Source organism: Polyangium mundeleinium (genome assembly GCF_028369105.1).
Taxonomy (GTDB): Bacteria; Myxococcota_A; Polyangia; order Polyangiales; family Polyangiaceae; genus Polyangium; species Polyangium mundeleinium.
This window is the reverse complement of the sequence record NZ_JAQNDO010000001.1, coordinates 6,564,372-6,587,679: the sequence shown is the minus strand read 5'-3', so window position 1 is coordinate 6,587,679 and position 23,308 is coordinate 6,564,372. Positions and strand designations below refer to the sequence as shown.

The 23,308-nt window shown below is 66.0% G+C and carries 18 protein-coding genes; 8 read left to right on the top strand and 10 right to left on the bottom strand.

Features of this window, described 5'->3' with window-relative positions; all coding sequences use genetic code 11:
* Position 1 precedes the first annotated feature (1 nt).
* The 8 genes from POL67_RS26085 to POL67_RS26050 form a co-directional block, all read right to left on the bottom strand.
* The gene (locus POL67_RS26085; protein WP_136935610.1) at positions 2-274 is read right to left on the bottom strand and encodes a LysM domain-containing protein; all 273 of its coding nucleotides are present in this window, start codon (positions 272-274) and stop codon (positions 2-4) included.
* A 16-nt stretch (positions 275-290) separates the two neighbouring features.
* Positions 291-962, bottom strand: a complete 672-nt coding sequence (locus POL67_RS26080) for a hypothetical protein (RefSeq protein WP_271921763.1) — start codon at positions 960-962, stop codon at positions 291-293.
* Between the two features lie 27 nt (positions 963-989).
* A complete protein-coding gene (locus POL67_RS26075) occupies positions 990-1,235 on the bottom strand; it encodes a hypothetical protein (RefSeq protein WP_271921761.1) in 246 nt (81 codons plus the stop codon).
* Positions 1,236-1,277: 42 nt separating this feature from the next.
* A complete protein-coding gene (locus POL67_RS26070; RefSeq protein WP_271921759.1) occupies positions 1,278-1,850 on the bottom strand; it encodes a hypothetical protein in 573 nt (190 codons plus the stop codon).
* Between the two features lie 351 nt (positions 1,851-2,201).
* Positions 2,202-2,981 (bottom strand): hypothetical protein, encoded by a 780-nt coding sequence (locus POL67_RS26065; protein WP_271921757.1) that lies wholly within the window; start codon positions 2,979-2,981, stop codon positions 2,202-2,204.
* 1 nt (position 2,982) lies between these two features.
* The gene (locus POL67_RS26060) at positions 2,983-3,492 is read right to left on the bottom strand and encodes a phage tail protein (protein ID WP_271921754.1); all 510 of its coding nucleotides are present in this window, start codon (positions 3,490-3,492) and stop codon (positions 2,983-2,985) included.
* Positions 3,493-3,500: 8 nt separating this feature from the next.
* Positions 3,501-5,027: a phage tail sheath family protein gene (locus POL67_RS26055; RefSeq protein WP_271921752.1), complete on the bottom strand. Its 1,527-nt coding sequence runs from the start codon at positions 5,025-5,027 to the stop codon at positions 3,501-3,503.
* Positions 5,028-5,067: 40 nt separating this feature from the next.
* Positions 5,068-5,832: a hypothetical protein gene (locus tag POL67_RS26050; RefSeq protein ID WP_271921750.1), complete on the bottom strand. Its 765-nt coding sequence runs from the start codon at positions 5,830-5,832 to the stop codon at positions 5,068-5,070.
* A 1,131-nt stretch (positions 5,833-6,963) separates the two neighbouring features.
* Between POL67_RS26050 and POL67_RS26045 the strand changes: the two genes are divergently transcribed.
* Positions 6,964-11,457: an eCIS core domain-containing protein gene (locus tag POL67_RS26045; protein ID WP_271921749.1), complete on the top strand. Its 4,494-nt coding sequence runs from the start codon at positions 6,964-6,966 to the stop codon at positions 11,455-11,457.
* A gap of 62 nt (positions 11,458-11,519) precedes the next feature.
* Here POL67_RS26045 and POL67_RS26040 read toward each other — a convergent pair whose 3' ends face one another.
* Positions 11,520-12,095, bottom strand: a complete 576-nt coding sequence (locus tag POL67_RS26040) for a HEAT repeat domain-containing protein (RefSeq protein ID WP_271921747.1) — start codon at positions 12,093-12,095, stop codon at positions 11,520-11,522.
* 170 nt (positions 12,096-12,265) lie between these two features.
* Between POL67_RS26040 and guaD the strand changes: the two genes are divergently transcribed.
* The gene (gene guaD / locus POL67_RS26035; RefSeq protein ID WP_271921745.1) at positions 12,266-13,633 is read left to right on the top strand and encodes a guanine deaminase; all 1,368 of its coding nucleotides are present in this window, start codon (positions 12,266-12,268) and stop codon (positions 13,631-13,633) included.
* Positions 13,634-13,697: 64 nt separating this feature from the next.
* Here the strand turns inward: guaD and POL67_RS26030 are convergent, their stop codons facing one another.
* Complete coding sequence (locus POL67_RS26030; RefSeq protein ID WP_271921743.1) at positions 13,698-14,453, bottom strand: DUF5995 family protein; 756 nt, start codon at positions 14,451-14,453, stop codon at positions 13,698-13,700.
* Positions 14,454-14,556: 103 nt separating this feature from the next.
* On the opposite strand from POL67_RS26030, the gene POL67_RS26025 reads away from it, so the two are divergent.
* From POL67_RS26025 to POL67_RS26000, 6 genes are all read left to right on the top strand, one after another.
* Complete coding sequence (locus POL67_RS26025) at positions 14,557-16,338, top strand: hydroxysqualene dehydroxylase (RefSeq protein WP_271921741.1); 1,782 nt, start codon at positions 14,557-14,559, stop codon at positions 16,336-16,338.
* A gap of 202 nt (positions 16,339-16,540) precedes the next feature.
* On the top strand, positions 16,541-17,431 hold the full coding sequence (locus tag POL67_RS26020; RefSeq protein WP_271921739.1) for a CBASS oligonucleotide cyclase: 891 nt from the start codon (positions 16,541-16,543) through the stop codon (positions 17,429-17,431).
* A gap of 32 nt (positions 17,432-17,463) precedes the next feature.
* Positions 17,464-19,821, top strand: a complete 2,358-nt coding sequence (locus POL67_RS26015) for an SAVED domain-containing protein (RefSeq protein WP_271921737.1) — start codon at positions 17,464-17,466, stop codon at positions 19,819-19,821.
* Between the two features lie 33 nt (positions 19,822-19,854).
* Entirely contained in the window at positions 19,855-20,901 is a 1,047-nt protein-coding gene (locus tag POL67_RS26010; protein ID WP_271921736.1) for an SMODS domain-containing nucleotidyltransferase, read from the top strand.
* Positions 20,898-22,763, top strand: a complete 1,866-nt coding sequence (locus POL67_RS53710; protein ID WP_271921734.1) for a HesA/MoeB/ThiF family protein — start codon at positions 20,898-20,900, stop codon at positions 22,761-22,763. Before POL67_RS26010 ends, POL67_RS53710 begins: the two co-directional genes overlap by 4 nt.
* Positions 22,760-23,287: a Mov34/MPN/PAD-1 family protein gene (locus POL67_RS26000; protein ID WP_271921732.1), complete on the top strand. Its 528-nt coding sequence runs from the start codon at positions 22,760-22,762 to the stop codon at positions 23,285-23,287. Before POL67_RS53710 ends, POL67_RS26000 begins: the two co-directional genes overlap by 4 nt.
* Positions 23,288-23,308: the final 21 nt, after the last annotated feature.

The following is a 23,308-nucleotide window of genomic DNA, read 5'->3' as shown; positions in this document are numbered from 1 at the left end:
CTCAGGTACCCGTGACCGGGACGCCTACGAGCTCGCGCGCGGCGAGCGCGTCCGGCGCGATGGTGCCGCTCACGTCGCAGAGACGATAAAAAGCCGTCGGGTCCGAGAGGTGGCGCGTGGCGATGTAGTCGAGGCGCTCGCCTTCGAGCCTCCGATGAAAGCCGAGGAGCTGGGGCTGCCGCGGCAGCGGGATCGTCGTCGCGGTCACGACGCCGCGCTTGGTCTGCACGGTATACGTGGTTTCCTTGGCGTAACGGCTTCCGGGCGAGAACATGATGCATATCCTCCAATCAGAACGGCAGCATGCCGACGTCGCCTTTGGCATTGGCCAGGTTCGCGATTGCGAGGACCTGGCGAAGGCCATGCGAGTACGAGTAGGCGACCATGCCGACCTTGGCGAGCGGGTCGTGGGCCTGCGCTGCGACCGCGAGCTCCTCGGGCGTGAGCACGCGGAGCCCGATCTTCGCCTCCACCTGGGTGGGGTTGAGGATCTTGTCGAAGAGCTTTTCGGTCACGCTGAGGCTCGTCACGCGTACGGGCAGGATGCGCCCCGGGCCCCATACGAAGAGGACGGTGGGGAGGACGAATTGCGGCACCTCGCACGCATTCTTCGCTCCGGTCGCGCCGACGAGCTCTTCCTTGACCTCGACCGGAAAGAGCAGCATTTCAAGGGCAGCGAGCCTCGTGTAGACGCCCGAAATGGCCGCGATGCGGCTCCCCTCGGCGATCTGATCGTTCGCGTCCATCTGAAGCGTGAACGAGAACGACTCGCCCGGCTTTCCCGAGGCCGCCTGCGGATTGGAATAGGAGCCAGGCTTGGAGCCGCCGCCCCCCCCATCGGGCTGATCCCACGTGTGCTCGATGGTCTCCGGGTTGTACTGGAACATGATCAAATTCGGCACGGGGATCGGCCCCTTCTTGGCGAGCTGGACCAACGCGCCTTTCATGAAATAGCCCGGCATGTTCTCAACTCCTTTCCTTCACGGCCGTCATGCCGAGCGCGACAGCTCCCGTACGATACCGCTGACGATGTGGTGCGCGAGCGAGTCGACGTCGCTCTGCTCCCGCGGCGAGGCTCGCAGGTCGAGCCGCAGGGCGCCGGGGTTCTCGACGGCAGCATTTGAAATGTCGGCCGCTGCGAGCCCCTCGGATACCTTCATCGCGAGGCGCCGCCCCTCGTCCTCGGTCAGGCCCGAGAGCTTCAAGATGAGCCGGTCGATGTGGACCTCCTGCATCGTGACATCTCCTCGGCGGCCTTTCGGGGCCGCTTCCATGCATCATCCTTGCCGCAGGCCGATCGTCGTCGTGAAGCCGCGTGAGAGCAGTGTCGGCGCCCCGTTCGTGGTCTCCGACGCCGCGCGCCGCTCCTCCCGGCGATTCGGGGACGGGGCCGCGGGCGGCGGCGGGGGGGGCGCGACATGCACCTCGATGGTGCCGATATGAATCGAGCGCCCGCTCGTGGCCTTCGGCAACGCAGGCCGGGGGAGCGGCTCGCCCGGTGGGCGCGTGACGACCTGCGCACGGGCGCGGGGCGGCGCGTCGGGCACGCGCGAGGCCCCAGGAGGCTCGGCCCGGGGCTCGGGCGGCGCAATGGGCGGGGAGGATTGCGCCGCGGTCGAAGAAGGGGACGGGCGCGGGCCGTGTGCCTCCGGCGCGGGCTGCGAAACCCATTGCATTGCAGCATGCAATGCTGCGCCGACAGCAGCCATGGGATCGGCGGCGACGGGGGGGCGGGGCTGCGGCCGCGTGGCAGGCCCCGACACCTCCGGCGGCGCGGGCATGGCCGCGGGCGGCGGTGTGCTCGTGTCGCGGGGCTCCCCATCGGGCGGGGCGCCGCGGAGCTTCGGCACCGGCGATCGCAATGCAGGTGCAGCCCGTGGCGGCGCCGCGACGGATTTGCCGACCGTGATGCCAGGCTCGGGGGCTGCAGGCCGCGGCCTCGGAATGGATGCATCGAGAACCCCGGGCCATGGGGACTCCATGGGCACCGTGTCATGCGGGGACTGCGAGAAACCCTGCGCATCCGAGGCCGCCGGTGCGATTGCGCGGGGCGGCTGAGGTCGCCGGACCTCCGGCTCCGCCGAGGCCACAGGAATACGCTCGGCGCCTCGCGCGGGCGGGAAGCGCCGAGGCGGCATGAGCGAAGGGGCGTCCGCGCGCGCGCGACTGGCAACGGCGCCGAGATAGGAACCCTTGGCCATCTATCCTGCGCTCCTTTCCGCGTGGATGAGCTCGGCATAACGGGTTCGTCGGAGCCTGGGCAAAGCGAGGATGTCCTGCTCGGACCACTTGTAATGGCCCGCGAGCAGGTGGACCTCCTCGTACAGGGAGGCCGCCTGCGCGCGGAGCTCGAGGAGCACGTAACGCTGCGGGTCGAAAGGAATGCGCACCGTCGCGGCGCACGCGGGGCAGGTGCCATCGAGCTCGCCGTAGAGGCTGGGAGCGAGCGCCTCCATGGCAGCCTCGACGCGCCGTCGTACACGCGCCGGAGCATCCGCGGGCCGGATGCAGCGCTCGGCGAGCAAGCGGACCCCCTCGGGCTCGTCTGCAATGGCGAGCTGATCGGCGCCCGAGGGGGGGCGGAAGGATACGTCAGGATTCGTCATCCGAAACCACCCCGGCTCGCGGTCGCGCTCGATCCCCCGCGGCTTGCGAGGCTGGTGGTGGGTGAGGTAATCGGTGACGCGGAATGCGATGTCGATGCGCTCGCCGCACCCCTCCGCCGGGCATTGGATATCCGTGTGGACATGATCTCCAATCACCATTTGCCGGATGCGGAGCAGGGTCGCGTCGAGATCCGTGAGGGGCAACGCCTCCCAGGCGATCGCCTCGCCCTGCGCGGATCGTGCGAGGGCGGAGGCGAGCGCGAGCGCGAGCTCCACGTCGCAGCCGGAGGCCTCGGCGAGGAGCATGTCCTCGGCACCTCCGAGCTGGCGCAACGTGACGCGGAGCTCGCTGACGGGAAGGCGGAAGCCGATCAACTCAGATCTCCGTTGGCTCGGCCAGGCTCAGGTCATGCTCCCAGCCGTGGTGCTCGAGCTTGAGGGTCTCGATGGCCACCGCATTGCCACCCGCGTCGAGCTCGGGCATGGCTTGGTATTCCGATACCCAGCAGTCGTGGAGGACGTAGCGGTGCACCGGCTGGCCGGCCTCGTTGAGGAGCTCGATGCGCACCTCCTTGCGAAGCTTGGCGAGCGACTGCGAGGGGGCGCCCTTGTCGAGGACCTGCGCGGCGTTGGCCCATTCCTCGAAATCCTTGTCGTGCGTGATGCCGCGCTCCAGCGTGACGGGCTCGTACTTGGTGCGTCCGAGGCCCTTCAGGATGAGGGCGCTCCCGCCCTCCTTGTATTCGATGACGTCGGAGGAGCGCTTGAGACCGCCCACCTTGCTGACGCCGGCGACGGGCGCGGTCGACTCGCCCAGGTAGACGAGAAATCGGTACGCTTTGTAGGGATCGTACCGGCGGGTGTTGATCGCAAAAGGCTTGCCCATGGGTTCTCCTACGCCTGCGCCTGGCCGGCGAGCTGCGAGATCTTGACGATGACGAACTCCGCCGGCTTGAGGGGCCGGAAGCCGACGATGAGGTTGACCCGCCCGAGGTCGATATCCGCCTGCGTGGTGGTGGAGGAATCGCACTGAACGAGGAACGCCTCGCTCGGCTTGGTCCCCTGGAAGGCGCCCTGCCGGAAGAGCGAGAGCATGAAGGCCTCGACGCTGGTGCGCAGGGCGGTCCAGAGCGGGACGTCATTGGGCTCGAAGATCGCCCATCCAAGGTTCCGGTAGAGGGTCTGCTCGATGAAGAGCGCCATGCGCCGGACCGATACGTACTTCCACTGCTGGAATGACAGGTTGTTCGCCACGAGCGTGCGCGCGCCGAAGACGACCGATCCGATTCCAGGGAAGGTGCGGATGGCATTGACCGAGTTATCGTTCAAGACACCGGCCTGCTTGTCGGTCATGCGACCGTCGACGACGACGCCGCTGACGTTGCGAAGGGTGGTCTCGAGCCCGGCGGGAGCCTTCCAGACGCCGCGGTTCGTGTCGGTGCGCGCGAAGACGCCGGCGACGGTGCCGCTCGGGGGAAGGAAAATGGTGCTTCCGGTGAGGGGATCGAGCGAGTTGAGGTAGGGGAAATACAGCGCGCCGTTCGTGCTCTTGGGAATGACGTCGAGCACGGTCGGATCCTGCACGATGTCCTCGACCTTGTAGTTCGGGGGCGCATCCACGATCAGGAATGCCTGCTTGCGCTCGCAGAACGTGAGCGCATGGCTCAGGACGGTTTGATGGGCCACGCCGGGGATCACCATCAGGTTGAAGATGTCGACCTTGTCGAGGAGCTGTCCATCGCCGAAGACCGGCAGGAAATCATCGTCCGAGAACGTCGTCGCGCTCGGATCGGGCACGACCGCGTATTGGAACAGCACCGGCGTCGACGTCGACGCATACGTCCCGTAATCCGCTGCCTCGACGAGCTCCACCAACGAGGAGTCGGCGAGCCGCACTTCGATGCTGTTCACGGCATCGATACCTTCCTTGACGAGCTTGACCCCACGGAACACTTCCACGCGGCTTCCGTACGAGATCGTGATGTCAGCGACGTTCCCCACGAGATTGCTGACCGACGCGGTCATCGGCGACGACGCATCCGTGGGCTCGAGGGCCCGGAGGACGGCATTCGTACCGATGCTCGCCTCCGTCTTCGGGAAGGCGGTTGCGGACGCGGGCGCCGGCGGATGGAGCTGGGGCTTCAGACCGATGACATATGCATCGGAGCCGCCGTTCAGGAAAAATTGCTGAACCGCGTAGGGGACGCTGTTGTCCAGGTACACGTTCCGGTAAAGACCTCCGAACTCGCGCTCGTAATCGGCGAAGCTGAAGATTCGGACTGGCTTGTCGAATTGCTTCGTCTTGAACGGGTGCGTGTAGCCAATGAAGACCGTGATCGAGGTGGGAGCAGCCGCGATGGTGCGCGAGGTGCTCGGCAACTCTTCGATGTAGATACCAGGGTAACTCGTGGTGACCGGCATGACGGGACCCTCGACTTCTCGATGCGGTAGGGTTTCAGGCCTATTGCGTGATGGGGCTCGCCGAAGCCTTGGTCGCGTCGGTGCCGCCCGTCAGGTTGAACGTGCTGGTCTGCGGAATGCCAAGCGAGCCGCCGATGGGCGCCGCGACCGAGATCACGTAGCCGAATGCGTTGTTGATCGTGGTCAGGATACCCGGGGTGGTCGGATCGAGCGCGGTCAACTTGACGTTCCAGACGGCCTCGAGCGAGAAGGTGCCGTCGGCGCTCACGACATTCTCGATATCGATGTCGATGTCGTTCCCACGCGAGCCGGGCTTCCGCGCCACCAGCTGGAAGGCGAGGACATCCTCGTCGTGCTTGCGGATCTGTGTGCCGCTCGTGGCGGCGGCCGGGACAGGGGTGGCATTCGTCCCGCCGGCCAGGGAAGCCCCCGCCAGCGCTGCAGGGAGAACGAGCGGCAAATCGGCGTCACGAAAGCGGACGAGCCCCGGCTTGACGCCCGGCCGCGTCTCGGTCCCTAGCTGCTCGAGCAGCGTCTCGAGCGAGACGTTGGTATAGGTCGTCGTCGCCGTGACCTCGAGATCGAACGTCTCCTCCGCGGCGGTCACCTTGATCTGGATCTGATTGCCCCACGCCCCGGGATCCGCTGCGCGAATCACCATCGCCAGGCTGGGAGCGGGCGCCTTCCCCGGCCTGATATAGCCGGTTTCGTACAGATGATTGAGCCAGTCCAACGCTGCCGAGTAAGGCGAATCGGGCGCGACGAATTGGATCTGGCCATTCGTATCGAATCCGAACGCAGTCACGGGAATGAGCAATTGCTGCCCTCCCGCCGTAAGAAAGCTAATAGGACCATACGCAACGGCGGTCGTTAGCGACATGAGACCCTCCTTGAATGGAAGGGAAGGCCACCTGGGGGGGCGACCACCGGGCCGTAGCACTCCCTTCTTCCGTCTCGGACGGGGTGCAGACTACAACATATCAACCCATCAATGCAACCCCATTTTTGATGAATTTAACGCGCGTGCCAAAAAATACTTTTCACAGTCCGTGGGGTGATGTGCGCTTCACTCGCGCGTTTGCTGGGCTCATCAATGAGGAGAGCGGTCTCCGCGGCAGCGTACGGAGGGCGGCTCATGCATTCTAGAACCTCGTCACGCGGCGCATTCTTCCTCGCCGTTGCAATTTTGTTGCCCGGTTCGCTCATCGGGAGTTGCGGAGCGGATCTTGCGTCGCAGGGCGTCATGGGACGACCGGCGAGGGCGTCCTCGAAGGGAGCGCGAACGTGTATTCGCGGGCCGGCGGCACCTCCTTCTGGGCGACCGTGGAGGGAGGCTATCTATTATATAAGGAGTGACTGCTGCTTGGAGGCTGGCACGGCCTTTGGCGACCGCGTGGCGGCGATGGGGGCGTAGAGAAGGAGGAAGCCTCCCGCAGCAGGGGGACGCGGCCTCCGTGGTCGACGAAGCACGAATTCCACGCCTGCACGTGACGGCGCCGGAGGCGTATGCGGTGCGCGGCAGGGCGGTCGCCGTGTGGCTCGAGTTGTTGCTATCACGTGTGACGATAGGTTTCCTCTCCCATCGTCTCACGTGCGCGACGCGGTTCATGCGAATGGGAGCTGCCCATTTCGCCCGTCGTGCGGTATCCTTGGCGCAAGCGCCACTGGAGGCCACAGCATGTCCACCTTCGAGCGGAAATCGCGCGCAGCCATCCCTTCCCCGGTGCAAAAAACGGATGTCTCGCGGCGACAGGCGCCTGCTTCGGGGCGGGGCACGCCCGAGCTGTCGAGCGAAATGCCCACCATGGCCCAGCCCTGGACGCCTGTGGCATGGAGGCGCGCTCCCTCTTGGCAAGTCTATCCCAGCCGCATGGCATCCCCAGCGAACGCTTCGAGCAGCTCTGCACATGCGCGCGGAGCCGATGGAATGAGCTCCGTGGCGGAAGAATCCGAGCCGGCTACGGATTCGACGCTGAATGCGGTCATGCCGCGCGAGATCGAGACACTCGCGTCGGCGTTCGGGATCGAGCCGGGGGGCGTGAAGGTGCGGGCCGATGGCGAGGCCCAGCGGCAACTCGAGTCGCGCGGAGCCCGCGGACTCGTGGACAGCGGCGTCGTGTATCTGCATCCCACGAAGGTCGACCCGCGAACGGATACGGGGCGATACGTCCTCGCGCACGAGCTCGCCCATCTGGCACAGGCGCGAAACCCTGCCCCCGCGGGCGGAGCGGGCCCACGGGCGCGGCTGGCTGCCGAAGCCGAGGCTGCGCATCTCGGCCAGGCACACGCGCGAGGCGCGGCTGTGGGCCGCCCCTTGGCCCCGCTCGGGCCGGGGCCCGCGGCGGACAACGACGCCGTGACGGGAGACGTGGAGGATCTTCTCACCGAGCCGATGCTCACCTCGATGAAGGTGCGGATCGAGGGACTTTACTTCACTCCGGAGCCGGGATCGCGATGGCTCGCCGGTCCCAACAAGCAGCTCCAGATGACGGCTGCCGCGTTATGGCATCTCGTCGGCAAGGAGCGCTACAGCCCCCGCCTCGCCGTCGAGGCGTACCAGGCTCTTTCGAAGGATAGCTTCTCGGTCGTGGGCATGCAGGCAGAGACGCCGGTGGCGCAGCTTGCTCCCCCTTTCGCTCTCTACAAGTCGATCCCGCAAACATTGGTCAAATGGCTCATCGCCCGAGGCATCGAGCTCGCCCTCGAGGAGGAGCGGGTCGCCTACATCCTGGCCGTCGACGACGCGCGGGGAGCCTGGGAGAAGCTCCGGGGCGTGCTCGACTTCCCGGGTTGGTACACGGAGTCGATCTTCCTCCGCGTGATTCTGAGCCATCGGGGGCTCTTGTGGGATTTCATCGACGCCCAGAAGCCCGGACTGGTGAACCGGAAGAGAAAGGCGGGCCGGATGAGCCGAGCGCAGGATGCGATTCGTGACACCCTGCTGGTGCCCGCGTACGCCGTCGACGGCATTCGCCAGGACCCGGGCCTGGTGGACGAGCCCGCGTACCGCGCGTTGTGGCGAATGCCCCCTGTCCGCCCCCTGGCTTCCGGGGTGTACGAGCCCGCGCCCGCGAACAGCGTGCCGGACGAGTACCTCGCGGCCGAGCTCCTCCTGGACATCGAGAGGGCGCCGAAGCTCGCCGTGGAGGCGCTCGACGTGGACAACCACGAGGTCCGCAAGAAGCTGCTTCTGGATTTCGCTCTGCGGATGAAGGTGCGGCTCGTCGACGCGGAGGGCGAGGATCACCTGCTCAGCGGGCCCGTGAAGGCGACGACGCCGCCGTTGCCCTCCAGCCTGATGAGTTATCCCGCGCTCGATCAGCAGTTCTTTGACCTGCCGGAGGGCTCGGACGCCACCTTCTTCATGCAGCTTCACATCAGCAGCCTGATGGAATCGGCGACCACGTTCTTCAACTACGAGTGGCAGCTCCTCGAGGTCCCCGAGAACGACATCAAGAAGCTCGCGCAAACGGCGCTCGACCTCGAGGCCAACGGGGAGGCGCCAGGCATGGGCGCGGTGCTCTGGCAGCGGCTGGGGCGCGACATGGACGACAACGCGGTCGATATCCAGCGCGCGCTCCAGGCGCTCATCTTCGATATCGGTGTCCCGGGCATCGGCGCCACCACCCTGGTCTCCCTCAACGCGATCCTGCGGCCGATCGGGACGTTCGTGCGAGCGGGCATCGAGAACCTGGCCCAGCCGTCGTATGCGCACGCCCTGCCCTTCAAGAAGAGCGGCCTCTACATCGTGCGCTGCATCGCGTCGCCGATTGCCGTGGAGGGTCGTGTCATCGAGCGTGCCCCGAGCGTCGCGTGGATGCCGGTATGGGTGCGACCGTCCGCGGAGATGTCCAAGCTGCGGGTCGATGCCGATGTGCGGGCGATGTTCGAGGAGGAAGGCCGCTACCAGGACCTCCACAAGGAGCTCTTCAGCAACGACAAATCGATGGCCCCCGAAACCCGGATGGCGCTGCTCAGCGAGTACGAGGACATTCGCCAGACGCTCCATGGCGACGCGTTGCCCGTGCTGTTCCGCGAGCGCGCGATGCTGGATCGCCGCCTCACCGAGCTCCAGAGCCGCAAGATCGGTGAGACGAGCGCGGCCGATCCGAAGCGGGACGAGCCCGCGCCGGATTCGAAGGAAATCGAGGCGCTGACCCAGCGCATCGCCGACATCGACGAGATCCTCATGTTGCGCCAGGCGCGGCTCCTCGGCCTCGAGAGCGAGAGCGAAGGCGCGTCCCTGGAGCCGCCCGTGCGCATCACGGCGGCGCTCGTGGGGCGCGACGGCGTCACGCACCGCCTCCTCCTCGAAGCCGTGGAGCGCCCTGCGGACGGGGACCAACTCGTCTATGCCGTGCTCGATTCCACCACCAAGGACAGCAGCTTCGAGGTGGGCGACCCCAGGGAGAACCGCGAGGACGCCATCGTCGACGCGGCGACGAAGCTGCTCGAGAGCAGCCACGGGTATGGCCGTGGATCCTGTACGCTCTACATCCCTCCGTACATGGCAGGGGAGTTCGGCGGGGCCGGAACGACGCGGACGATTCGCATCGAGAAGGACCTGTCCGCGCTGGCGTTGGAGAGCGTCGAGAACATCACGCTGGCGATCTCCGTGGCCACGGTGGCCGCCGCGCCCTTCCTCGCGCCCGGCATGATGCTCTCCATCATGATACCGGTCGGCGTCGTCGGCGCCATTCCCTCGGCGTATCGGCTGGCCGGCCGCGCGGCCCTGGGTACGCTGCGCGCGAACGATCTCAGCATGTGGATGGACGTGATCAACGTCCTCAGCGCCCCGGTCGGCGCCGTGCGGGCGGCGGCCACCCTCAAGCTGATCCCGGTTTCCGCAGGGGGCCAGCTCGGCTTGATGATCTTCGGCTTTGGCCTCGACGGGATGAGCGTCGCCGTGGCCGGTGCCGATCTCTATGCGCAGATCAAGACGATCTCCGAAGACAAATCGCTGCCCGACAGCATTCGTCAGGCGCGGATCATGGAGCTCCTCGGCTCGCACTTGCTGAATCTCGGGATCGCCGTCGGGCACCACCTCGTGATGGAGGGAAAAAACAGACAGACGCGCGCCGGCGAACAAGCGCCGCACGCCCCGGGGCGTCGCGCCGATCCGACGGTGCATTCCCTGCTGAAGATGGCCACGGGAAGGGAGATCCCTGTCTATCGGTCGGAATCGGTGGGGCCGCTGGACGCCATGGCCGTTCCCGAGTTCGACAACTACGGGTTGATCAGGGACATTCACGTGGTTGCCGGCGTCCGTGCCGACACGAAGATGATCGTCGGCCACGCCATCGCGGCGAAGATGTTGTTCCGTTACATGGGCCTGTCGGGCCGGGTCCGTCATGCGATCCATCGAGCCGGCGCGTTGCTCTCGGGCAAGGCCGACCCCAAGGATCCGGGCAGCCAGCCCTGGCGCTCGCAGGCCTTTTATTCGGCGATGGAGCTCGCAAAGCTCGCGTATCTCATCCAGTCGTACAGCCATGAGATACGCGGGAACGAGGCGGCCGGAAAGAAGTTCGACGCCGCCCAGGAAGAGAAGCACAACAAGCTCCTCGAGGACCTACGCGCGCAGGTGCGTGAGCACGAGGAGAAGCTCACGAACTTCGAGGCAGGCCCGGACTTCGTCGCGGCGAAGTTCGGTGGGTCCGAGAACAAGGAGACGCCCTACACGGCTTACGCTCGAGCACCCGAGGGCCACTTCTATGCTCGGGATCCGAACAACAAGGGAGCGTACCAGCTCTACATCACGCCGGGCAGCACGCCGGAGCATCCGATGATGGTCGACCCATCGGGCAAGATTGAACCGAAATCAGGGAAGATAGCTCTCGTCCCCCGGGAAACCTCGCCGACATCCAGGCGAAAACACTTTCAGCATTGGAATTCCGATCAACTGAATCGCCAGGCGGTGAAAGACGGTTATCCTCCGCCTTTGCCGGGCGAACAGTACGTCATAGAGAATGGCCAGTGGAAGCTGAAGATGCCTCCCAACGTTCCGTTTCTGACGCCGGGCGATAGCCCCGTCATGGGCAGCGAGGCCAATCGTATTTTGGCCACCCTCATGCCATCGCAATGGGAGACGGCGTACGACGGGTTTCGCAGACAGATTCGCGCGAGAAGCCCACTAGGAGAGAAATGGAACGCGCACAAGAATGTAGCGGTCCCCGTTGTCTCGAAGGGGCAAAAAATCGGAACGGCAACGGTATATACTGGCGAAGCTGGACCGGCACTCGTGCTCTACGACGAGCGAATGTTCACCGGCTCCCGTTTGCAGAGTAACGACACCACGGTGTTCGAGTGGTACGATGACACGGATCCGGAGATCGGCCTGAAGGTTCGCATCGTCACGGAGGTCAAGTACGAGGGCCTCCTCGCACGCAAGGCCGAAAGAACGACGGTCCACGGGAAGACACGGGTAGAGTAGTCGTATCCACGCGACGGCGATCGCGGTGCGGGGGGCTCCGTGATTGGAATCATCGAAACGCCTTACAAATATGTTTCCCTACCGTCACGCAAAGCTTCGAGCACATCACTGGCCATGTAGTCATTTTGCGTCGCGACGAGCTCTTCCAGGACTGCGCGTCCCTGCGCATCTCCGACCCGCGCAAGGGCACAGGCGGCCACCAGGCGATAGGAGGGGTTGTGAAGGTCTTGCCGTCGCCTCTCGCCCCAGGCCGCAAGCGCAGGCTGGCCAGCTCCACCGATGCGCGTGAGCGCCAGCGCGGCAACGTCGCTCACGTACAAACCCCAATACATGTCCGCGATGAGCTCATCGTCGTCCAGGGCCTCGATCAGCGCGTCGACGGACGCAGGGGACGCCGTGCGGCACAAGGCCACCGCGGCCATGTAGCGCGTGATAGGCTTTCCCGACAGCAGCAGCGAGCAAGCATTTTCGACGTCGGCCGGCTCCAGGTGCGGGCTCAGGACGCGCGCGGCGCACGCACGGAGCCGTGCCTTGTAGCTGCTGTCTCGCACGACCGCGCGCACCAGCGCGAGACCTGATTCTCCCCGCGACAGGAGACCGCGGCAAAAATCCATCATGGCCAGGGTGCTCTCGGTCAAGATCGGATCCGTGCGGAGGGCCTGCACGCAAGCCGCGAGATCAGCGGTGAGAGGATCTATCATGCGCAACGTTTATCACGTTGGCGCTGTGGCCTCCACCAGCAGCTTCATGGCGCGCTCTGCAACGCCGCCGTGCAGCGACCGTGGGCATGCTAGGAAGAGCAACCCAAATGACCGACCTTCACGGCAAGACCCTCGCCGGCACCTTCTTCCACGCGCCCGTGCTCGGCGGCATCGAGGTCCTGGAGGACGCCCTCGTCGAAATCGACACAGCGGGCCGGATCACCACCGTGACCCGATCGAGCGACCCCCACCACGACGACGCCCGGAACGCCGCGTCGAGGGCCGGCACGCTCGTAACGCTTCCCGCGGGCTCGTACGTGATCCCCGGCTTCGTCGACCTCCACATCCACGCCCCGCAATACCCGCAGCTCGGCAAGGCGCTCCACGTGCCGCTGGAAATCTGGCTGCGCCACACCTTCCCGCTGGAAGCCCGTTACGCCGATGCGGCCTTCGCGCAAAAGGTCTACAAAACCCTCGTCGCCGACCTCCTCGCGAGCGGCACCACGACGGCCCTCTACTTTGCCACGATCCATCAGGAAGCCACCCGCCTCCTCGTCGACACCTGCCTGGAACAGGGCCAGCGCGCCCTCGTGGGCAAGGTCGCGATGGACAACCCGCAGGAATGCCCTGACTTCTACCGCGACGCCTCGACCGAGGCCGGCCTCCAAGGCACCCGAGCGCTCCTCGACTATGTCCGCGCCCATCCGGCCAATGAGGGCGGCCTCGTCCACCCCGTCGTGACGCCGCGGTTCGTCCCCTCCTGCACCGACGCGATGCTCGAGGGCCTCGGCGTCATCGCCAAGGAAACCGGCTGCCACGTCCAGACCCACTGCTCCGAGAGCGACTGGGAGCACGGTTATGTCCTCGCCCGCCACGGGGTGACGGACGCCGAATGCCTCGATCGTTTCGGCCTCCTCACGCGACGATCGATCCTCGCCCATGCAAACCTGATCACGGCCTCCGACATGGCCCGCATCGCCGCCCGCGGCGCGGGCATCGCGCATTGTCCTCTGTCGAACGCCTATTTCTCGAACGCGGTCTTCCCGCTCCGTGCGGCGCTCGCAAAGGGCGTCCGCGTCGGCCTGGGCACGGACATTTCCGGCGGCCCGAGCGCCTCCATGCTCGACGCCTGCCGTTGGGCCGTCGCGGCCTCGCGCATGCTGGAGAGCGGCGTCGACCCGGCGCTGCCGCCGGAGACACGCGGCCGGCCCTCGTCCCGCATCGACATCCGCGACGCCTTCCATCTCGCGACCGCCGCGGGCGCCGACGCGCTCGATCTCCCGGTCGGCCGCTTCGCACCCGGCTACCACTTCGACGCCGTCCGCGTCGACACCGTGGCTCCGAACGGCACGATCCGGCTCTTCGACGAGCTCGACGCGCCCGAGGATGTCCTCGCGAAAATCGTCTACACGGCCTCCCGCGCGAATCTCGCCGAGGTATGGGTCGCCGGGAGGCGGGTCGCCGGGGCCGGCTGACGCGGCGATTCTGGACAGGTCCGGGTCCCCCTGTCCATCCATCCGGACACCGTCCCCGTCATGCTCATCCTTCAAGCTGCTGCCCGCGCAGCGCGCGGATCACTTGGCGAACGTCGCAGCACTCCGTGGCGCGAACCTGGTGGAAGAATCGGCGCGCTCCGCCGCCTAGCACCACCGTCCGGCCCAGCCAGGTTGCCACACGATCGTTGCGGGTGAGCAGACTCGCTCGCTCCTGGGGAGCCGCCATCGCGAGTGCACGTGCCTCACGGAAGGCGATTCTCCGCCCCGCGAAGAGCGTCCCACGGCTCATCACGCCCCATAGCCCTGTATCCCAGCCGGCCAGCGCCGGAGACACCCGGCGCAGGTCGTCGTGGAACGCGTTCATCTCGGACCGCACTACATCGTTGATCCTGTAGAAATCGCCCTCGAGCCCATCGATTGCCTCTCCCGGGCAGGTTTGCGCAGCCCCTAGAGGGAGATCGACCAGCACGTGGGCGATCATCCCGAGGTAGATGTGTTGCAGCACGGTCAGGTTTTCCTGCGCGCACGCATCGAACGCGACGCCCCAGGACAGGCTCGCGCTCTCCTCTCTGCGCAGATAGCGGGTCGCTGCGTCCAGGTAGAGGTCGGCGAAGGCGACGTCGAGGCGCTCCATCCGGTCCTCGTCCTCGAAAAAACCGGCCCGCAGCCCCCGCGCGACGGCCGCCGTTACGCGCGCGTAGAGGGCCGAAAAATAACCGATCCGGCTGCCCTCGCGTTCTGCCCGGTCCGTGATCGCATGCAGCGCATTGATGGTCCGCTCGATGGATGGGTTCGTCATGGCGGGGCCCCTTTGCACTCGCCGTGCCAGACGTCGATCGAGACTGGCATACCTCGTGAATAGATAGCCCCGGAGGCGCGATGCGCCCGTGAGGTGAAACGATATGGCAAGACGAACCAAGGTGGCGATCCTCGGCGGAGGAATCGGCGGGCTCTCGGCTGCCCACGAGCTTGCAGAGCTCGGGGACGATGCGTTCGAGATAGATGTGTACGAGGCCTCGGAGGCCGTGGGGGGCAAGGCGAAGAGCCAATTCCTTGCGGATACCGGCCGCGAGGGGCGGCTCGATCTGCCGGGCGAGCATGGCTTTCGCTTCTTTCCGGCGTGGTACTCGCATCTTCCGGACGTGATGCAGCGGATCCCCCGTCCGGGCGGCGGGACGGTGGCGGACAACCTGGTCGGCTGCACCGAGATGGGCATGGCCGAGGTGGGAGCGCGGCAAGTCTACAAGCTGAAGCGGCACCGGCCGTCTGCAGTCGGGGAGTTCGTCGACATGCTCGCCGCGGTCGGCGATCTTTTCGAGGGCACGGGCATCTCGACGATGGAGATGGGCAGGTTCGTCCTGTCGATGCTGGGTTTCGCGTGCGCGAGCGACGAGCGACGGCGGGACGTCTACGAGAACAGGAGCTTCTTCGAATTCATCCGCGGAGCGACGTACTCCGAGCGCTTCCGCCGCTACATCAACTCGTCGCGGTTCATGGTCGCCATGGACGCCCAGCGCGGGAGCGCGTGCACCATCGGCAACAAGGTTCTGCAGCTCATCCTCGACTTCTTCCGGCCCAAGGGGGCGAACGACCGCGTCCTCAACGGCCCGACCGCGACGCGGTGGCTCGATCCGTGGGAGGCCTACCTCCGGAGCCGCGGCGTTCGCTTTCACTTCGGCAGGCCCGTGAGCGCCCTCGAAGTCGACGTATCGAGGCGTCGGATCGCCGGTGCGCGTATCGGGAGCACGGGAGAGCGGATCGAGGCCGATCACTTCATCGCGTCGCTGCCCCTCGAACCCATGGCGCTCCTCGTGGGGGACGACCTCGCAGGCCTCGACGCGTCGCTCATGGAGTTCAAACGAGCGCGAGTCCACGAGCTCACGGCTTGGATGGTGGGCGCCCAGTATTTCCTGCGTCGTGACGTGACGATCTGCGATGGGCACATCGCGTTTCCGGACGCACCCTGGGCCCTCTCGGCGATCTCGCAAGCCCAGTTCTGGACCCGGGGGCAGGAGGAGGCTTTTTCGGCCCTTTACGGCGACGGATCGGTCGCGGGCGTTCTCTCGGTCGACGTCTCCGACTGGTCGACCACGGCGCCCGGCCTGAGCAAGACCGCAGCGCAATGCGCGAGCAAGGAGGAGGTCCTCGACGAGGTGTGGCGGCAGATCAAGCAAGGGCTCAACGGGACCAAAGAGGAGCTCCTGCGTGACGAGGATCTCGTCCGCGCGCACCTCGACACGGGCATCCAATTCACGGCGGAGGGCGTGCGGAACGCTTCTCCGCTGCTCGTCCATCCTCCCGGATCGTGGTATCAGCGGCCCCTCGCGGCACCCGAGGGGGTCCAAAACCTCTTCTTCGCCGCGGATTTCGTGCAGACGGGGACAGATCTCGCCACGATGGAGGGCGCGAACGAGGCGGCGCGGCTCGCGGTGAACGGGCTCCTCGCGCGTGAAGGTCGCAGCGCGCGGGCAACGTTGTTCCCCACGACCGAGGACGCAGGCCCGCTCATGCGCAAGATCAAGGCGTGGGATCGAAAGTCGTGGCTCGAGCAGCGGAGGGCCCTGCCGAACCTCCCGAAGCCGCCGGGGCCGTTCCGCGATGGCGAGGGGCCGAGCCTCGACGAGGTGAAGCGATATCAGGCCGAGCTCGAGGCCGCAGCCCGCGCGCTGCCGGATCTGCCCTGATCGCGATCACCCGCGTCTGCGCTGCAGCTGATCGCGATCGGCTGCAGCGCGTCGTCCCGGAGTCCATCGCGATGGACTCCGGGTCCGGCAATTTGGACGGGTACGCGATACGGCCCTGAAAAACGGTGCGCCCAGCGCCGGCACGGCTCTTGCGATGATGTCGTCCGCCCGTCACGGGCGCATCGACTCAGGAGACCGAGACATGGCTACTCTCGCGCAGGCGTTCCAGACATTCCTCCAGAACCTCGAGCTCACCGAAGCAGAACGCGCGAACGCGTCCAACCAGCAAAGGTATCTTCGCCAGAAGATCGACCTGCACCTCGGCGGCGTCGAGCGCGATTTTCTTTCCGGCTCGTATGCCCGCCGCACGGCGATCCGTCCCCTCAACGATATCGACATCTTCCTGGTGCTCGACCGGCGCCACCACGGCGACGTGGACATGAGGACGGCGCCCGAGAGCTGCCTGCAAAAACTGTCGCGGGCGCTGGTCGCTGCATACACGAACAAGGACAAGCCCACGATCCAGGGGCGCTCGGTGCACATCGAGTTCACCGGGACGGGGATCGGGTACGACGTCGTCCCTGCCTTTGTGGTGTCCGGCGACATGTACATGATCCCCGATCGAAACCGGCGTTCGTGGATCAATACGAACCCTGAGGTCCACAAGCAGTCGCTCGTGAACGCCAACGCGCGCGCCGGCGGAAAGCTGAACCCGCTGGTCAAAGCCGCCAAACGCTGGAACCGGCAACAAGGCGAGCCGATGCGCTCCTTCCACCTGGAGGTGCTCGCGTGCAGCGCCTTCTCGACGCCGCCGGCGAGTTACCTCGAAGGGCTGCGAGCGTTGTTCGAATATCTGGCCGGCGCCGTGCAGGGAAGGTGCCCGGAGCCTGCGGGCGTCGGGCCCAATGTGGACGAGGGGATGACGTCGGAGGAGCGCGGGCGGAGCACAACCATGCTTCGACATGCGGCTGAAGTCGTTCTCTATGCGCTCTCCATGGACGCGCGGGGTTTCACCGAGGAGGCACATTTCGTGCTGCGCGAGCTCCTCGGCCCGGAATACCCCGAGCGCGGGCGGAGGCCCGCGGGGCGCTGAACGAAAGCAGCCGAGAGAAAGGCGGACGCACGGTGAATAAGGTGGCTACATCCCTGCCCTCTGCACCCATCAAGGTGCTCTTCCTCGCTGCGAATCCGGACGACGCCGTCCCGATACGCCCGGATCGCGAGCTCGAGCGCATCAAGGATGCGCTACGCCTCACGGATTTGGCAGGGGCGATCCATATCGTGGCTCGCGGCGCCGTCGGACCTCGACGGCTGCAAGATGCCATTCTGGAAGAGGATCCAGACATCGTCCACTTCAGCGGACATGGGACGACGGGTGGAGATCTCCTACTCGAGGCCGAGGACGGAGGTGCGCGACGGGTCGACAAGATCGCCCTCGCCAACCTCTTCGCGTTGCATAGCAAGAGGGACAAACGTGTCGTCGTGCTCAACGCCTGCTACTCGGGCGCCATCGCAGAGGCCGTCTCACAGCACGTCACGTGCGCCCTCGGGACGACACGCCCCATCACGGATGAGGCCGCGACGGAATTCGCGATGGCGTTCTACAAGGCCATCTGTTGCGGCCAATCCGTGCGGGAGGCGTTCGAGCGCGGCAAGAACGCGCTCGAACTCGCGGGCCTCGATCCCTCGCAGGCGGCGAGGATTTACACGCGGGATGGCGTCGATGCGGCGAGTGTGACCTTCGGGGCGACACCGAGCCCTGTGGACGACAGCGCTAGCGTGCTCCTGCTCCTTGATCTCGCCTCCAACGTGACCCTGGCCCAGCAGGAGATCCTTTCGCACATCCAGCCTGTCGAGCCCCACGTGCTTTGCGCAACCCAGTTCGGCGCGCGTCCGGGTCACGCCGGCAGAGTCGACGATTATCCCGGCTGCGCCTCGGCCATCACACGCATGCTGGCCGAGGCGCGGGCCCTCGCGAGCGAGGGCCAACCTCTTCGATATTACGTCGCCGGCCTCGGCGCGCTGCCGCTGTTCACGCACCTGGGTATGGAGACGTCGTCGCGGGAGACGGATTTCACGCTCCTCAACCGGCGCAAAGACGGCCCCTGGGACGTCCTCTCCCTCCGAGGGAAGACGGAGGCCCCGGCAGCATCGCCCTTTTTCGAGATTGTGCGTGGCCTCGATCGACGCTCCCGATCCACCGAGCGTATCCCCGTCTACATCTCCACGAATTACGAGATGAGCGAGGCTGCTGTCGACGAATTCATGCGTGAACGAGGCGCACATCCAGGCGACATCGTCGAAGTGTGGACGGGGCGCTCGAAGAACCTCGATGCCTCGAACGTGGCGCAAGTCATGGCCGAGCTCCGCGTCGTCTTCGAGAAGCTCCATGACTGCTACCCGAATCGAAATGGCCTCGCCCTCTTCTTCGCTGGTCCGGCGCCGCTCGCGTTCATGATCGGACGTGCCATCAACGAGAAGATCGTCGGCGACATATGGGTACCCAATTACTTCAACCAGCGATACGAGCATGCCCTCGTGCTCCCGTATCGACCTCGCGTCGCGCGTGTACTCCAGCATACCGCGGACGACGAGCTGGCGCGCAGGAAAATCCTCCAAGAGCTTCGGCGCGCTGTGGGCTTCCTGCAGAGCAAGCTCGAGCAAAAGCACCTGCCGTCCGCGTTGCGCGACTCCGAGGGGGCACGTTTTCTCGAACGACTGCGCGCGATCGAGCTCGCCGACGAGCCCACGGGGGACACGAATTCGATCGACGTGTCCGAGCGGACGATGACGCTCGGGCATGGCTTCCTCGAAGCGCTGCGCAAGGTCGACGAGCCAGTCGCGCGCGCACGTATAGGACAAACACTCCTCTTGCGGAAGCTGTATCAGTTCGTGCAGCACCTCCCCTCGACCACGGACGAGGGGCGTGCCGGGTTCGCGCTGGAGGAGGTCGACTTCTGGGCCGACGCCATCGCGGTGCAAGCGCTCGCATGTATGGAAATTCTGCGCCGTGGCGAGGAGGGCCAGGAGCACGCGAGGGACATCGTCACCGCAAACATCGAAGCCCTGCTCGCCGGCATCGAGACGTTCGATCGTGCAGAGCACGATGAGCGAAGAATCCTGGAGCTACCGGAGCGCAAGCTCAGGCGTTATCTCATCTGGCATCTTCAATGCGCGCGAGCTGCCACGCTCCAGCGCGTCGAGGATCTCGAGCGGATCTTCGATTCGCGCCTCGTCGTCGAGCTGGCCCCGCTCAAGGGGCATCTCGATGCCCGATGGGACAAGGTCGTCGACGGACCGATTCACGATACCGAGCTGTTCGTCGTGCTCGGCGGCCGGCTCCTCAGGATTCCTTCCCAGGGAGGCTTCAACCCCGCCAGCGTCATCGAGGCCATCCGCACTTTCGATCGAGATCCGGTTCGAAAGGCGATGAAGTTCGTCCGAGAGCAGCACCGCACCGTTCTGACGCCCTGGGTTCGCTGATCCATTTCCAGGAACACGTTGAAAGGACCTCCCATGGAACTCCCTACGTATTTCACCGACTTCCTCCAGGCCATCCGACCGACCGATGCCCAGCGTCGCGCCCTTCGGGACGGCCACATCAAGCTGCGCGAGCGCCTCATGGCCTTCGAGCCGCTCAAGCTTGCATTTGTGACGACCTTCCTCCAGGGCAGCTACCGGCGCTCCACGGCGGTGCGCCCTTCGCCCGGCCGGCGCTCGGACGTGGATATCATCGTCGTCACCCGGCTTCACGAGAACGACTATACCCCCGCCGAGGCCCTGGCCCTCTTCGAGCCGTTCGTGGAGAAACATTACAAGGATCAATACCGCATCCAGGGGCGATCCATCGGGATTCATCAGGAGCAGGTAGATCTCGATCTCGTCATCACCTCCTCGCCGCCCGAGAGCATCATGGGGATCCTGCCCGAGGACGACGAGGAGCTCGACGAGGAGACGGAGGCCGAGCGCAACCGCAAAATTGCACGCGGGAATACCTGGAAAAAGCATTCCTTGCGCATTCCCGACCGCGATGCGAAGCGCTGGGAGGACACGCACCCGCTCGCACAGCTCGCCTGGACGCGCGAGAAGAACGGTCGCACGAGCGGCCATTTCGTCAATGTGGTCAAGGCGATCAAGTGGTGGCGCTACAATCACCAACCCGCGCTCAATCACCCGAAGAGCTATCCCCTCGAACGCATCATCGCCGACTGTTGCCCCGACGGCATCCGCTCGGTCGCGGAGGGCGTGACGAAGACGTTGGAGGCTGTCGTCACGCGGTATGGCTTTGGCAAGCCGCTGCTGCCCGATCATGGATGCCACCCCGATGTACTCCACCGGGTCACGGAAGCACAATTCCGTGAGTTCTATGGTGCGGCCACCACGGCGGCTCGGCTCGCTCGGCTCGCGCTGGAGGCCGAGAGCATCGAGCAGAGCGCCACGCTGTGGCGTGCATTGTTCGGCGACAAGTTCCCGGAGCCCCCGAAGGACGAGGATGAAGGATCGCGGGGGGGCTTCAGCGAGCGAAGTGGCCCTTCGCGCGTGGGGAGCGGGCGGTTCGCGTGAGCACGCCGAGCGAGGAGCTCAAGGCGGGGCGGAGGGCGCTCGACGGCGTGCGCGGCATCGAGCTCCTCCGCGACGTCACGTGGGATCCTGGGAGCAAGCGCTTTTTCCTTCGGATCCGCATCGAGATTGAGCCAGTCCGAGCAAACGCCCAGGTGCCCGCCAGGACCGATTGGTACGTGTGGGTCGACCCCGCGTATCCGTTCGGCTCGATCAAGGTGTACCCCGCCAAGCGTGGCGGGATCGACCGTACGTTCCCTCATCAATCGCGGAACGACGCCCGTCGGGGCGCCCCTTTCCGCTCCGGTGACCTATGCCTCGCCTCGCCGCTTCGGAGCTCGGTGGGCGCACGACTCTCGCCGGTGGAGCCGCTCGAGCCCCACCGGCGCCTCACGTGGCACGTTCGCCGCGCAAGAACCTGGCTGGAGGCCGCCACGCGCGGCGCGCTCCTTCCTACCGGAGACCATTACGAATTGCCTGCGTTTCCGGGGGCGAGCTCGAGCGCGGAGCGTCCAACGTTGGTCTTCGCGGAGGGGGCCGACGACATCGCGTCGTTCCGCGACGTCGGTGTCGCGTATGGGCTCGCTGCGCTGGCGGAGCTCGAATCGTCTGCCGAGCGCCGCGTCGTCGTCATGGAATGGGCGGATCGCGAGGGGTTGATCTTCGCCCGCCCTCGTTGGGGTCGCGTGATCCTGGAGGCGCCGAAGAAGCTCCTTGCTGCCTGGATCTTGCTGCCCGCCGCACCCGTACTCCCCCCCTGGCAGGCGCCGGCCACGTGGGGGGAGCTGCGCCGGGCCGTCGCCTCGCATGGCGCTTCGCTCGACCGGCTCCTGCAGCCCGTCGTGACCCGCCTTCGCAAAGAAGGTCCTTTTCTCCTGCTCGTGGGCTTCCCGATTCCAGCACGCGTGGGCGAACCCGCGCGCGAACTGCACTGGCAACCCATCGAGGTGCCGTCGCTCATGCCCACGCAGACCCGGTCGAGGCGGGGGAAAGCGCGAAGTTTTCATCATGGGTTTCGCGACAACGCGCTCGGACGGTGGCAATACGCCCGTCAGGGGCCGCTCGCAGACAAACGGCGCCTCGCATGGCGCTCCTCTGAGAACTGGCACTCCGATCGTATCGGGGCCCGAGGAAGGTTGGCCTTGGAAGTTCGTTCCGCTCGCATTGTGATCATCGGCGTCGGGGCCCTCGGCTCGCACGTGGCCGATCTCCTCGTGCGGATGGGGGTCCGGGATCTGTTGCTCATTGACGGCGACACGCTCGCGGTTGGGAACCTTTCGCGGCACCGGCTCGGCATCGATGCGCTCGGAGAACCGAAGGCATCGGCGCTCGCGGAGGCCCTGAACCTCGCGTCGCCTCACGCGTGTGTTCGGGCTGATGACAGAGGCTTGCCTTGGGATGAACGCGAAGCTCGCAAGCTGCTGGAAGGGCGCGACATCGTGCTTGATCTGACGGGAGAGGACGCCGTCCTCGCGGCACTCGGCGCGCGGCTCATGGACGCAACCAGGCTCTTCGTGTCCATTTCGATCGGCCTCTCGGGGCGCAGGCTCTACTTCTATTCTGCGCGCGCCGTGGCATTCCCTTTCGATGATTTTCGCGCCCGGCTCCGCCCGTGGCTCGACGACAGCATGGGCAGGAGCACCGACCAAGATTTCGTATGGGAAGGTGCTGGCTGCTGGCATCCGCTCTCTCCCACACGTTGTGACGATGTCTCCTTGCTCGGCGCCGTCGCCACCAAGCTCCTCGAAGGTGCAGCGACTTCGAGGAAATGCTTTCCACGGCTTCAGGTCTTCGAGCGCGGGGACGACGAGATGGGCGGCTTCGGAGGCCTCACCCGCGTGGATGCGCCGGAGCCGCGCTCATGAGCCGCTCCCGAACCGGCGTCGCGCTCCGCTCCGCCGACCATCGATTCGGCCTCGTTCTGCCCCCCGCGCAGATCTCCGCCCTCCTCTCGTTTGCCGTAAAAGCCGGGCACAAGGAGACCGGCGGCGTCCTCGTGGGCCGCTACAACGAGGCGTACGATTGCGCCCACGTGACCCGGGTTTCGGGTCCTCCGCGTGGCTCCAGGGCGAGCGAGAGCAGCTTCGTACGCGGCGCCGGTGGCGTCACGCGATGGCTCGAACGGCTATGGAACGCCGGGCGTGGCGCGTATTACCTGGGCGAGTGGCACTTCCACCCCTTCGCTCCTCCCACGGCGAGCTGGGACGACCGCATGCAGATGGCAGATATCGCGCGCAGTGGCGAGTATCGCTGCCCCGAGCCGCTGCTGGTCATTCTGGGCGGGGATCCGCGAAGAAGCTGGGACGTCCACGCTTACGTCTTTCCGGGCGGCAGCGCCTGCGTTGCTTTGCAAAGGAGCGGCGTGGAGATCCCACGGGTGGGCGGCTAAACGGCGGGATCATCCTACGAC